Origin of the sequence: Streptomyces sp. MI02-7b (assembly GCF_033793585.1) — a bacterium.
Lineage (GTDB): Bacteria > Actinomycetota > Actinomycetes > Streptomycetales > Streptomycetaceae > Actinacidiphila.
This window is the reverse complement of the sequence record NZ_JARAWX010000007.1, coordinates 174,209-186,525: the sequence shown is the minus strand read 5'-3', so window position 1 is coordinate 186,525 and position 12,317 is coordinate 174,209. Positions and strand designations below refer to the sequence as shown.

The window sequence follows — 12,317 nt, the reverse complement described above, 5'->3', positions numbered from 1 at the left end:
CGGGAACGGGCTACTCGGGCCGCTTGGCGGGCCGCCACACCACCAGCGCCGAGGTCTGCTGCACGTCCTGGTACGGCACCAGGTCCCGCCGGTAGGAGGCGTGGACGGCCGCTTCGCGCTGCTGCATGGCCGCCGCGGCGCCCTCGACGGCCGCGGCCAGTTCGGCCACCCGGGACTGCAGGGCCGCGACCTGGTTCTCCAGTTCGATGATGCGCTTGATGCCCGCGAGGTTGATGCCCTCGTCCTGCGACAGGCGCTGGACCTCGCGCAGCAGCTCGATGTCACGGGCCGAGTACCGGCGGCCTCGCCCGGCCGTGCGGTCGGGCGAGACCAGGCCGAGCCGGTCGTACTGCCGAAGGGTCTGAGGGTGCAGGCCGGAGAGCTGGGCCGCCACCGAGATGACGTAGACAGGGGACTCGTCCGTCAGCTCGTACGGGTTGCGACCCCGTCCGCCTCGCATGCCGCCCATGCTCATCGGTTCAGACTCCCTTCGCGGCCTTGAACAGCTCTGCCCGCGGATCGATGTCCGCGGTCGCCTCCCGGTACGCCTCCAGGGCGTCCAGCGCCTTGCCCTCGGTGGCCGCCGGAACGGCGACCTCGACGGTGACCAGCAGATCGCCGTGCGTACCGTCCTTGCGGACGGCACCCTTGCCACGCGCCCGCAGCGTACGCCCGTTGGGCGTGCCCGGGGGCAGCTTCAGGGTGACCGGGGGGCCGCCGAGCGTCGGGACCTTGATCTCGCCGCCGAGGGCCGCCTCCGTGAAGGAGACCGGCACCACGACGGTGAGGTTGTCGCCCTTGCGGCCGAAGACCGGGTGGGCGTCGACGTGCACGGTCACGTACAGGTCGCCGCCCGGGCCGCCGCGCTCGCCGGGCGCGCCCTTGCCGCGCAGCCGGATGCGCTGGCCGTCGGTGACGCCGGCCGGGATGCGCACCTGCATGGTGCGCGCCGAGCGGGCCCGACCGCTGCCGTTGCAGACCTCGCAGGGATCCTGCGCGATCAGGCCGCGGCCCTTGCAGTCCACGCAGGGGTCGGTGAGCGAGAAGCCGCCACCGCCACCGCGCGAGACCTGGCCGGTGCCGACGCAGGTCGGGCAGACCCGCGGCGTGCCGTTCTTGTCGCCGGTACCCGAACAGGCCTTGCAGGGGGCCTGGCTGGTCATCTTCAGCGGAACCGTGGCGCCGTCCACCGCCTCGGTGAACTTGAGCGTCACCTCGGTCTCGACGTCCTGGCCGCGCCGGGGCTGCGTACGGGTCGTCGTACCGCCCCGGTTGAACAGGCCGCCGAACACGTCCCCGAGGCCGCCGCCGAAGCCGCCGCCCTGGGCCGTGCCGGCACCGCCGGCGGTACCGCCGCCGAAGAGGTCGCCGAGGTCGAAGCCGAACCCGCCCGCGCCGGCCGGGCCGCCGCGGAAGCCGCCGTTGCCGAAGAGGGCGCGGCCCTCGTCGTACTCCTTGCGGCGCTTGGGGTCCGACAGCACGTCATTGGCCTCGGAGATCTCCTTGAAGCGCTCCTCGGCCTTGGCGTCGCCCTTGTTGGCGTCCGGGTGGAACTCGCGGGCGAGCTTCCGGTACGCCTTCTTGATCTCCGCCTCGGTGGCGTCCTTCGGGACGCCGAGGACCTTGTAGAGATCCTTCTCGAACAAATCCCTGCTGATGCTCATCCCCGGCGTCCCTCCTTCCGTGCCTTCGCGTGACTCACGTCAGCCCTGCTCCGGGCCACCGTTCTCCTCGTCCGCCGAGTCGGCGTTGCCCTGCGTGCCCTGCGTCCCCGGCTGGGGCTCGGCGACCGCCACCCGCGCGGGGCGGATGGTGCGCTCTCCGATGCGATACCCGGGCTGCAGGATCTGCACGCAGGTCGTCTGTGTGACGTCCGGCGAGTAGCTGTGCATCAGGGCCTCGTGCACCAGCGGGTCGAAGGGCTCGCCCTCCTTGCCGAACTGCTGGAGGCCCAGCTTGGCGGCCACCGTCTCCAGGGACTCGCCGACCGACTTGAAGCCGCCGACCAGTTCCTTGTGGTCCCGGGCCCGGCCGAGGTCGTCGAGCACCGGGAGCAGTTCGGTGAGCAGATTGGCGATCGCGACCTCGCGGACGGCGATACGGTCCCGCTCCACCCGGCGGCGGTAGTTCTGGTACTCCGCCTGGAGCCGCTGCAGGTCCGCCGTGCGCTCGCCGAGCGCCGTGCGCACCTGGTCCAGCTGCGCCTGCAGAGCGACCGTGGCGTTCGCGTCCCCGGCCGGGGCCGCCGGGGCCGCCTGCTCGGCGGACCCGGCGCCCGGCGCCGTGTCGCCCGCGGAGTCCGCGGACGACGCGGAACCGGCCTCGGCAGAGGGGACGTCAGGCTCCTGCTCGAAGCCCGGGGTCTCCTCCGTCACGCGGCACCGTCCTTCTTGTCCTCGTCGACGATCTCGGCGTCGACGACGTCGTCGTCGGCCTGGGCACCGCCCGCGGCACCGGCGGCACCGGCCGCGCCACCCTCGGCCTGGGCGTTGGCGTAGAGCGCCTGGCCCAGCTTCTGGGAGGTGGCGGCGACCTTCTCGGTGGCCTCGCGGATGGCGGCGGAGTCCTCGCCCTTCAGCTTCTCCTTGAGGTCCGCCACGGCCGCCTCGACCTCGGTCTTGACGTCGGCGGGGACCTTGTCCTCGTTGTCCTTGAGGAACTTCTCGGTCTGGTAGACCAGCTGCTCGGCCTGGTTGCGGGTCTCGGCGGACTCGCGGCGCTTGTGGTCCTCCTCCGCGTACTGCTCGGCCTCGCGCATCATGCGGTCGATGTCGTCCTTCGGCAGCGCGGAGCCACCGGTGACGGTCATGCGCTGCTCCTTGCCGGTACCGAGGTCCTTGGCGGAGACGTGCATGATGCCGTTGGCGTCGATGTCGAAGGCGACCTCGATCTGCGGGATGCCGCGCGGCGCCGGCGGCAGGCCCGTGAGCTCGAACATGCCGAGCTTCTTGTTGTACGCGGCGATCTCGCGCTCGCCCTGGTAGACCTGGATCTGGACCGACGGCTGGTTGTCCTCGGCCGTGGTGAAGATCTCCGAGCGCTTGGTCGGGATCGTGGTGTTGCGCTCGATCAGCTTGGTCATGATGCCGCCCTTGGTCTCGATGCCGAGGGACAGCGGGGTGACGTCGAGCAGCAGGACGTCCTTGACCTCGCCCTTGAGCACACCGGCCTGGAGCGCGGCGCCGATGGCCACGACCTCGTCCGGGTTCACGCCCTTGTTGGCGTCCTGACCGCCGGTCAGCTCCTTGACGAGCTCGGCGACGGCGGGCATGCGGGTGGAGCCACCGACGAGAACGACGTGGTCGATCTCGGAGAGCTGGATGCCCGCGTCCTTGATGACGTTGTGGAACGGGATCTTGCAGCGCTCGAGCAGGTCCGCGGACAGCTGCTGGAACTGGGCGCGGGTGAGGCGCTCGTCCAGGTGCAGCGGGCCCTCGGCCGAGGCGGTGATGTAGGGCAGGTTGATCGAGGTCTCGGTGGACGAGGACAGCTCGATCTTCGCCTTCTCGGCGGCCTCGCGCAGACGCTGCAGCGCCATCTTGTCCTTGGACAGGTCCACGCCGTGACCGGAGGCGAACTGCTTCACCAGGTAGTCGACGATGCGCTGGTCCCAGTCGTCACCACCGAGGTGGTTGTCGCCGTTGGTGGCCTTCACCTCGACGACGCCGTCGCCGATCTCCAGCAGCGAGACGTCGAAGGTGCCGCCACCGAGGTCGAAGACGAGGATGGTCTGGTCGTCCTTGTCCAGGCCGTACGCCAGGGCGGCGGCCGTGGGCTCGTTGACGATGCGCAGGACGTTGAGGCCCGCGATCTCGCCGGCCTCCTTGGTGGCCTGGCGCTCGGAGTCGTTGAAGTACGCCGGGACGGTGATGACCGCGTCGGTCACCTTCTCGCCCAGGTAGGCCTCGGCGTCACGCTTCAGCTTCTGCAGGATGAAGGCGCTCATCTGCTGCGGGTTGAAGTCCTTGCCGTCCAGGTTGATCCGCCAGTCGGTGCCCATGTGGCGCTTGACCGAACGGACGGTCCTGTCGACGTTGGTGACGGCCTGGCGCTTGGCGACCTCGCCGACGAGCACCTCACCGTTCTTCGCGAAGGCGACGACGGACGGCGTGGTCCTGGCACCCTCGGCGTTGGTGATGACGGTGGGCTCGCCGCCTTCGAGAACGCTGACGACGGAGTTAGTCGTGCCCAGGTCGATGCCGACCGCACGTGCCATGGTGAAATCCTCCAACTGCCTACTTGAGTGGAACAGACTCAAGAGTGCCGGACGGTTCTCCCGGTGTCAACAGACATGAGTCGTGGCCACTCAACTTTAGGGCGGACGCTCCGCGCATGGCTGCCTGCGCAGCGCGTTCACGGGCCTCCCCACCCCGGGCTCCGACGCGTCCCGGCCCGGGCAAGGCGGCCCTCAGCGACGCAGATCACCGGCGGCGCGGCTGCGCACGTGCGCCGATACTGGGTACCCTCAGGAGAAACGAATAAGTTACTGCTTAGTAGTCAGCCGGGCAGTCGGCCCGCGCCTCCGCTCTCGCAGGTCCGAGGAGCCCTGAAATGCAACTCGCCGCGATCATCGTGTCGCTGGTACTCGCCGTGGTCGGCGTGGCGCTGTTCAGCCGAGCCATCGCCCAGATCTACCGGTTCGTACGACTCGGCCAGGACGTACCCGCGGGCACGCGCACCGACGACTGGCGCGCGCGCACCGTCACGGTGGCGCGGGAGTTCCTGGGTCACACCCGGATGAACCGCTGGGGCGTGGTCGGCGTCGCCCACTGGTTCGTCGCCGTCGGCTTCTTCTCCCTCGTCCTCACCCTGGTGAACGCCTTCGGGCAGCTCTTCCGGGCCGACTGGGCGCTGCCGGTCATCGGTCACTGGCTGCCCTACGAGGTCTTCGTCGAGTTCATCGGCCTGATGACGACGCTCGGCATCCTCACGCTGATCGTCATCCGCCAGCTGTCGCTGCCCGACCGGCCCGGACGCAAGTCCCGCTTCTCCGGCTCCAACCTCGGCCAGGCGTACTTCGTCGAGGCCGTCATCCTCATCATCGGCCTCGCGATCATGACGCTGCGCGGCCTGGAGGGCGCCCTGGCGGGCGTGCACGGCTACGAGGCCGCCTACTTCGCCTCGTACCCACTGGTCGCGGCCTTCAAGGGGCTGAGCGTCGGCACGCTCCAGAACCTGGTCTACCTGACCGCGATGATCAAGATCGGCACCTCCTTCATCTGGATGATCACGGTCGGCCTCAGGACCGACATGGGCGTCGCCTGGCACCGCTTCCTGGCCTTCCCGAACATCTGGTTCAAGCGCAACGCCGACGGCGCCGTCGCGCTCGGCGCCCTGCTGCCGATGACCTCCGGCGGCAAGCCGATCGACTTCGAGGACCCGGGCGAGGACGACGTCTTCGGCGTCAGCCAGGTGGAGCAGTTCTCCTGGAAGGGCATCCTCGACTTCTCGACCTGCACCGAGTGCGGCCGCTGCCAGTCGCAGTGCCCCGCCTGGAACACCGGCAAGCCGCTCTCCCCGAAGCTGCTGATCATGTCGCTGCGCGACCACGCGCACGCCAAGGCCCCGTACCTGCTGGCCGGCGGCGGCAAGACCATGGAGGGCGAGGAGAAGGCCTCCGAGGAACAGCTCAAGGACGTCCCCGCGGCCGCCCTGGCCGAGGCCGAGCGCCCGCTGATCGGCACCGCCGAGGAGAACGGCGTCATCGACCCCGACGTCCTGTGGTCCTGCACCACCTGCGGCGCCTGTGTCGAGCAGTGCCCGGTGGACATCGAGCACATCGACCACATCGTCGACATGCGCCGCTACCAGGTCATGATCGAGTCCTCGTTCCCGTCCGAGGCGGGCACGATGCTCAAGAACCTGGAGAAGAAGGGCAACCCCTGGGGCCTGCCCAAGAAGCAGCGCCTGGCATGGGTCAAGGAGGTCGACTTCGAGGTCCCCGTCGTGGGCGAGGACATCGAGGACCTCACCGAGGTGGAGTACCTCTACTGGGTCGGCTGCGCCGGCTCCCTGGAGGACCGCGCCAAGAAGACCACCAAGGCCTTCGCCGAGCTGCTGAACATCGCGGGCGTGAAGTTCGCGATCATGGGCGGCGAGGAGAACTGCACCGGTGACTCCGCCCGCCGCCTGGGCAACGAGTTCCTCTTCCAGCAGCTCGGCGCCGAGAACGTCGCCATGCTGAACATGGCCTTCGGCGAGGACGACGAGGACGAGAGCACCAAGCTCCCCGCCTCGAAAAAGAAGATCGTCGCCACCTGCCCGCACTGCTTCAACACCCTGGCGAACGAGTACCCGCAGCTCGGCGGCGAGTACGAGGTCATCCACCACACCCAGCTGCTGCAGCACCTGGTCGACGAGGGCAAGCTCGTCCCCGTCACCCCGGTCGAGGGCATCATCACCTACCACGACCCCTGCTACCTGGGCCGCCACAACAAGGTCTACACACCGCCGCGCGAGATCATCGCCAAGGTGCCGGGACTGCGGAACGAGGAGATGCACCGCCACAAGGAGCGCGGCTTCTGCTGCGGCGCCGGGGGTGCCCGCATGTGGATGGAGGAGCGGATCGGCAAGCGCGTCAACAACGAGCGCGTGGACGAGGCCCTGTCCCTCAACCCGGACATCGTCTCCACCGCCTGCCCGTTCTGCCTGGTGATGCTCTCGGACTCGGTCAACGGCCGGAAGAACGAGGGCAAGGCCAAGGAGTCGCTGCAGGTCGTCGACGTCGCCCAGCTGCTGCTGGACTCCGTCAGGACCCCGCTCGACCCGGACGGCGCGCAGGAGTCGGCCGTGGAGCCGGAGCCCGAGCCGGCGACGTAGCGGGCCCCGCACGGCGCAACGCCGGTGGGCGCGTACGGAAGTCCGTACGCGCCCACCGGCGTTGTGAGGGTCGCTGCCCGGACCCCGTCAGGCGCCGATCCCGGCCTGCCGCAGCAGCAGGGCGAAGGACGCCGGGTCGAACAGCTTCTGCAGGTCGTCCTGGGACACCGGCCTGCCGTCGATCTTCACGTAAGGGGTGCCCGTGGCACCGCTCTTGATGAACGCCTCCTCGGAGGCGGTCACGAAGTCCCCGTAGGACCGCTTGGCCACGGCCTGGTCGAAGGCGGCGCCGCGCAGCCCGTCGACGTCGGACGCGAGCTTCAGCAAGTACGCGTCGGTGAAGCCGTCCTCGGTCTCGGCGGGCTGATGGGCGTAGAGCGTCTCGTGGTACGTCGCGAAGGCACCCGTGCCGGCCTCGACGGAGGCGCGCAGGGCGTTCGCGGCCCTCTTGGAGCCCTCACCGCCCAGTTTGTCGTCCAGGAACGAGGCCAGCGTGTACTGCAGCCGGATCCGGCCGTCCGCCGCGAGCGCCGCCAACTGCGGTGCGGCCGCCTTCTCGAAGGCCTGGCAGATGGGGCAGCGCGGGTCCTCGTAGACGTGCACGGTCTTCGGCGCCGCCGGGTCGCCGACGGTGATCGTCGTGCCGTCGGCCTCCATACGGGCCGGCAGCCCGGCCAGCACCTTGGGGTCGGTCGCGGTCGGCACCCCGGGGGCGGAACCGGCCGCCGGCGAGGCCGAGGGCCCCGACGCACCGGAGGAACCGGAGGAACCCTCGGAGTCGGTCGTCAGCAGGCCGCACGCCGACAGCGAGAGGGCCAGCAGCCCGGTGGCGGCCGCCCCGGCCGCGACGCGGGCGGCATGACGCACGCGCGGGCGTGCTGCGTTCGGTACAACCCTGATGGCCATCGGCGGTTCCCGTCCCTTCGGATCACGTTGCCCCCGAACGCTAAGCGCTCACACCCCCGCCCGCGAAAACCCGCCCCCGTGAACGCTTCCGGCGGCCCGCCCGCCCACTGTCACAGCTTGGCCGCAAAGCCCGCCCACGGGCGGAGGGCCCCGCCCTTCACCCGCCGGAACGGGTACGTTCGAGGACGTGGCTGGATTCGACAACGGACGCGGACGGGACGGGGACGTGCAGCACCCGCATCAGCAGTACGGCGGACACCCTCAGCAGAACACGCGGCCGGGCGGCCAGCAGCCGCCCCAGTACGGGTTCTCGCAGGCCGCGGACGGCGAGCCCGAGTACTTCGGCACGCCGGCGCAGCACCACTCGTACGACGACAACCCCGGGCACACCCGCGCCTTCTCCATCGGCGACGCCCCGGACGCCTACGACCCCCAGGGGACGCAGCACCCCGACAACATCTCCACCTACCGCGCCGGCCAGACCACGGCGCCCCCGGCCGGCCCGCGACTGCCCTGGAAGCAGCTGCTCAGCGGGATCGTGATGCGCCCGGCGGCCACCTTCTGGCAGATGCGCGACTACCAGGTGTGGGCGCCCGCGCTGACCATCACCTTCCTCTACGGGCTGCTCGCCGTCTTCGGCTTCGACAGCGCCCGTGAGGACGTGATCGACGCCACGCTCTCCAACAGCATCCCCTGGGTGCTGAGCACCGCCGTCGCCGTCATCCTCAGCGGCCTGATGCTCGGCGCCGTCACCAACGCCCTCGCCCGCCAGCTCGGCGGCGACGGCGCCTGGGCGCCCACCGTCGGTCTCGCGATGCTGATCACGTCGATCACCGACGCACCGCGCCTGGTCTTCGCGATCTTCCTCGGCAGCGCCAACATGTTCGTCCAGGTCCTGGGCTGGATCACCTGGATCGCCTGCGCCGCGCTCCTGACGTCCATGGTGAGCAAGTCCCACGACCTGCCCTGGCCGAAGGCGCTGGGCGCGGCCTCCATCCAGCTGATCGCACTGCTGGTGCTCTTCAAGCTGCCGGTGATCTGACCCGGTAGCCGTAGCCCGGCAGCCGGGGTACGTATCCGCCTCCGTACGGGCGGCCACCTCACGGGGTGGCCGCCCGTCCGTGCGTTTCAGGCGGCGCGCGCGAAGTCGTGCACGGCCCATTCGGTGAGCGGGACGTACCCGATCCGCCGGTAGAGGGCGTTGCTGGTGGCGTTGGCCGGGTTCGTGAACAGCACGACCTCCTCGGCGCCCGCGGCCAGCGCGGCCCGGCTCACCTCGACCGTCACGGCGCCCGCGTATCCGCGACCGCGCAGAGGGGCCGGGGTGTAGACCGGGTCCACCCGGATCTGGCCGCCGACCATCGGGTTCGCCCCCGCCATGGACACGGGCGTGCCGTCCGGCGTCTCCCAGAACGTGTAGTGCTTCTCGGCGAAACGGGTGCCGGCCCAGGAAGCGGCGTCGATGGTGACGGCCTCCCCGACATCCGCGGCGAACGCACGGCACCAGCCCATGAGTTGTTCACTGTCCCGCTCGCCCACGAGCCGGCCCCGGCCCGGCGGGACCGGACCGGGCGCGGTGAGCGTGCCGAGGCGGTACAGAAGGAGCCGGTTGCGGAGCGTCGGCACCGCGCCGGTGTGCCGCTGCCAGGCCCCGGCGAAGGCGGCGGCGCTGTCGCGGTCCGCGCTGACGTAGCCGAAGGAGTGCCCGAGGGAAACCAGGCGGGCGGCGAGCGTGTCGGCCTGCCCGGGAGTCAGCGCGGTGACGCTCAAGCCGCGGGTCAGGAGGCCGTAGAAGGCGGCGCCGACGTCGCCCGCCCGCTCCAGCAGGCCGAAGACGCGGGCCCCGGGGCCGTGCACGTCCGCCCCGCGCGTGCGCAGTTTCTCGGTCGTCGTCAGGGCCATGGTGTGCAGGCCGGGCCGCGAGCGCAGGAAGTCCCCGGCCCGGGCGAGAAAGTCGTCGACGTCTGCTGTGAGGTGCCATTCATCCGGGCGCATGCTCCATGGTCGTACGCCCGGAGCGCTGCGGTCGGACGAACGGGCCGGTCTTGACGTCCGTGGACGCGCCGCCGGTCCGGAGCGTGATCCGACGGCAGCCCGGGTCAGAGCGCCTCGGTGGTCGGCTTGCCCCGCTCCCCCGGCTTGCGCACCGGAGGCAGGACACTCCAGGAGCCCTTGACCTGATGAAGGTGGTCGGCACCACGTCGTACCCGCATGTCGAAACCCCCTGATCGCCGAGGCGGCGGGCCGCGGTGGAGCGGCCTGAGCGGCGGGCGGCCGTCGGAGTGGTTCTTTCCGTGGTGCGCCCGGACCTGACCGGCGGAATGGGCAGGTGGGGTGCGGTGGCTGCCCTGGTGAAGAGGCGGGACCGACTGGGATGTGGCCTTCTGTACGAGTTGAATGATTCTCTGCTGCGGAGGGTGCACGTCGATGGAACTGGAACTGTTCGTTCGCCGCGACAAGCGGCGTGCAAGCGCACTTCGCGAGACCCTGGGTCCGGGTTCCGGATCGACTGTGGCTCCCGGCACGTGCTGCAGGGCGGCGGGCCGGGCCCGCGCTCTGCTGCTGCCTTTGCCGGCCTTGGCGGCCGCGATGTTCTTCACCACCGCCGGTCGCCCATCCGCCGACGTCCCCGCCACCTACCCGCGGACCCCCATATCGGGCACCGCGACCTGTGCGGGCGTGCCCGCCACGATCGTCGGCACGAACCGCGACGACAACATCGTGGGCACTCCGGGCAACGACGTGATCGTCGCCCTGCGTGGGAACGACCGCGTCGACGGCCTCGGCGGCAACGATCTCATCTGCGGCGACGGCGGCAACGACATCCTCTCCGGCAGTACCGGAAGCGACGTCGTCTTCGGCGGCGACGGCCGCGACAGCCTCGACGGCAGCGCGGGGGACGACACCCTCAACGGCGGCAAGGACAACGACGCTCTCTCCGGCGGCGACGGCAACGACACCCTCAACGGCGAGGCCGGCGACGACAGTCTCTACGGCGGCGCCAACAGCGACGACCTCAACGGTGGCGACGGCAATGACGCCCTCAACGGCAGCGCCGGTACCGACGACCTTGATGGGGGCGCCGGCGACGACAGCCTCTACGGCGGCGCCGGCGAAGACACTCTGCACGGCGGCGCCGGCCACGCCGGGCTCCACGGCGCCAACGACGGCCACAACAGTGTCCGCGGCGGCAACGACCACCTCTTCGGCGGCGACGGCAACGACCACCTCTTCGGCGGCGACGGCGACGACGCGCTCTTCGGCAACCCGGGCAACGACACCCTCAACGGCGAGGCCGGCGACGACGACCTCTTCGGCGGCGAAGCCAATGACGCGCTCAACGGTGGTACCGGCTTCAACTTCAATGACGGGGGTGCCGGCACCAACACCTGCGCCAACCCCTCCACCGGGCCCGGCTGTCCCGCTTGACGGCCGCCTCGAAAGCCGCCCGCCGGCCTGGTCCTCCGCTCAGGTGCAGATGCCCACAGCCCCTGCTGCCGCCGGTCAGGCCTCGAAGGCCTGACCCGCCCGACGGACCACGGGCCCATCGACGCTCCACGGGAAGTTGATCCAGTCGTCGGTACGCCGCCACACGTAGTCGCACTTCACGAGCGACTGCGACTTCTCGTAGATCACCGCGCTGCGCACCTCGGCGACATGGTCGACGCAGAAGTCGTGGACCAGCTTCAGCGTCTTGCCGGTGTCGGCGACGTCGTCCGCGATCAGCACCTTCTTGTCGGAGAAGTCGATCACGTTCGGCACGGGCGCCAGCATCACCGGCATCTCCAGCGTGGTGCCGACCCCGGTGTAGAACTCCACGTTGACCAGGTGGATGTTCTTGCAGTCCAGCGCGTAGGCCAGGCCGCCGGCCACGAAGACGCCGCCACGGGCGATCGACAGCACGATGTCGGGCTCGAAGCCGTCGTCGGCGATCGCCTGTGCCATCTCGCGCACGGCGTCGCCGAAGGCCTCGTAGGTCAGGTTCTCCCGCGCCGGCCCGGTCATATGCTCACACCTGCGTCCGGTGGAAGTTGAGGTAGGACCGCGAGGGCGTCGGCCCCCGCTGGCCCTGGTAGCGCGAGCCGTGCTTGTCAGACCCGTACGGGAACTCCGCCGCCGACGTCAGCCGGAACAGGCAGAGCTGCCCGATCTTCATACCGGGCCAGAGCTTGATCGGCAGCGTCGCGACGTTCGACAGCTCCAGGGTCACGTGCCCGGAGAAACCGGGGTCGATGAAGCCCGCCGTCGAGTGCGTCAGCAGCCCCAGCCGGCCGAGGCTGGACTTGCCCTCCAGACGGGAGGCGATGTCGTCCGGCAGCGAGATGACCTCGTAGGTGGACGCCAGCACGAACTCCCCGGGATGGAGGATGAACGCGTCGTCCCCCTCCGGCTCCACCAGCCGCGTCAGGTCCGGCTGCTCGACGGCCGGATCGATGTGCGGGTAGCGGTGGTTCTCGAACACCCTGAAGAAGCGGTCCAGCCGCACGTCGATGCTCGACGGCTGCACCATGGTCGGCTCGAACGGATCGACCCTGACCCGTCCGTTGTCGATTTCGGTCCGGATGTCCTTGTCTGAGAGCAGCACACCAGCA

Annotated in this window: 11 protein-coding genes; 3 read left to right on the top strand and 8 right to left on the bottom strand. The window is 70.2% G+C overall.

Features of this window, described 5'->3' with window-relative positions:
* Positions 1–10 precede the first annotated feature (10 nt).
* The 4 genes from PV364_RS13940 to dnaK are packed head-to-tail and all read right to left on the bottom strand — an operon-like array spanning position 11 to position 4,216.
* Positions 11–460, bottom strand: a complete 450-nt coding sequence (locus tag PV364_RS13940) for a heat shock protein transcriptional repressor HspR (protein WP_401973125.1) — start codon at positions 458–460, stop codon at positions 11–13.
* Positions 461–479: 19 nt separating this feature from the next.
* Positions 480–1,664, bottom strand: a complete 1,185-nt coding sequence (dnaJ, locus tag PV364_RS13935) for a molecular chaperone DnaJ (protein ID WP_319660228.1) — start codon at positions 1,662–1,664, stop codon at positions 480–482.
* 39 nt (positions 1,665–1,703) lie between these two features.
* Positions 1,704–2,375 carry a nucleotide exchange factor GrpE gene (gene grpE / locus PV364_RS13930; RefSeq protein WP_319660227.1) on the bottom strand — a complete coding sequence of 224 codons (672 nt, stop codon included), beginning with the start codon at positions 2,373–2,375 and terminating at the stop codon, positions 1,704–1,706.
* Positions 2,372–4,216, bottom strand: a complete 1,845-nt coding sequence (dnaK, locus tag PV364_RS13925) for a molecular chaperone DnaK (RefSeq protein WP_319660226.1) — start codon at positions 4,214–4,216, stop codon at positions 2,372–2,374. The genes grpE and dnaK overlap by 4 nt, the downstream gene beginning before the upstream one ends.
* A 335-nt stretch (positions 4,217–4,551) precedes the next feature.
* On the opposite strand from dnaK, the gene PV364_RS13920 reads away from it, so the two are divergent.
* Positions 4,552–6,819 carry a (Fe-S)-binding protein gene (locus PV364_RS13920; RefSeq protein WP_319660225.1) on the top strand — a complete coding sequence of 756 codons (2,268 nt, stop codon included), beginning with the start codon at positions 4,552–4,554 and terminating at the stop codon, positions 6,817–6,819.
* 87 nt (positions 6,820–6,906) lie between these two features.
* Here the strand turns inward: PV364_RS13920 and PV364_RS13915 are convergent, their stop codons facing one another.
* Positions 6,907–7,686: a thioredoxin domain-containing protein gene (locus tag PV364_RS13915; protein WP_319660224.1), complete on the bottom strand. Its 780-nt coding sequence runs from the start codon at positions 7,684–7,686 to the stop codon at positions 6,907–6,909.
* A 226-nt stretch (positions 7,687–7,912) separates the two neighbouring features.
* Between PV364_RS13915 and PV364_RS13910 the strand changes: the two genes are divergently transcribed.
* A complete protein-coding gene (locus PV364_RS13910) occupies positions 7,913–8,767 on the top strand; it encodes a Yip1 family protein (protein WP_401973117.1) in 855 nt (284 codons plus the stop codon).
* A gap of 86 nt (positions 8,768–8,853) precedes the next feature.
* Here PV364_RS13910 and PV364_RS13905 read toward each other — a convergent pair whose 3' ends face one another.
* Positions 8,854–9,720, bottom strand: a complete 867-nt coding sequence (locus tag PV364_RS13905; protein WP_319660223.1) for a GNAT family N-acetyltransferase — start codon at positions 9,718–9,720, stop codon at positions 8,854–8,856.
* A 594-nt stretch (positions 9,721–10,314) separates the two neighbouring features.
* Here PV364_RS13905 and PV364_RS13900 point away from each other — a divergent pair.
* Positions 10,315–11,154, top strand: coding sequence for a calcium-binding protein (locus tag PV364_RS13900; protein ID WP_319660222.1), 840 nt, complete (start codon positions 10,315–10,317; stop codon positions 11,152–11,154).
* Between the two features lie 75 nt (positions 11,155–11,229).
* On the opposite strand, the gene PV364_RS13895 is transcribed toward PV364_RS13900, so the two are convergent.
* Positions 11,230–11,730: a phosphoribosyltransferase gene (locus PV364_RS13895; RefSeq protein WP_319660221.1), complete on the bottom strand. Its 501-nt coding sequence runs from the start codon at positions 11,728–11,730 to the stop codon at positions 11,230–11,232.
* A gap of 4 nt (positions 11,731–11,734) precedes the next feature.
* Positions 11,735–12,310 carry a dCTP deaminase gene (gene dcd, locus PV364_RS13890; protein ID WP_319660220.1) on the bottom strand — a complete coding sequence of 192 codons (576 nt, stop codon included), beginning with the start codon at positions 12,308–12,310 and terminating at the stop codon, positions 11,735–11,737.
* Positions 12,311–12,317 lie beyond the last annotated feature (7 nt).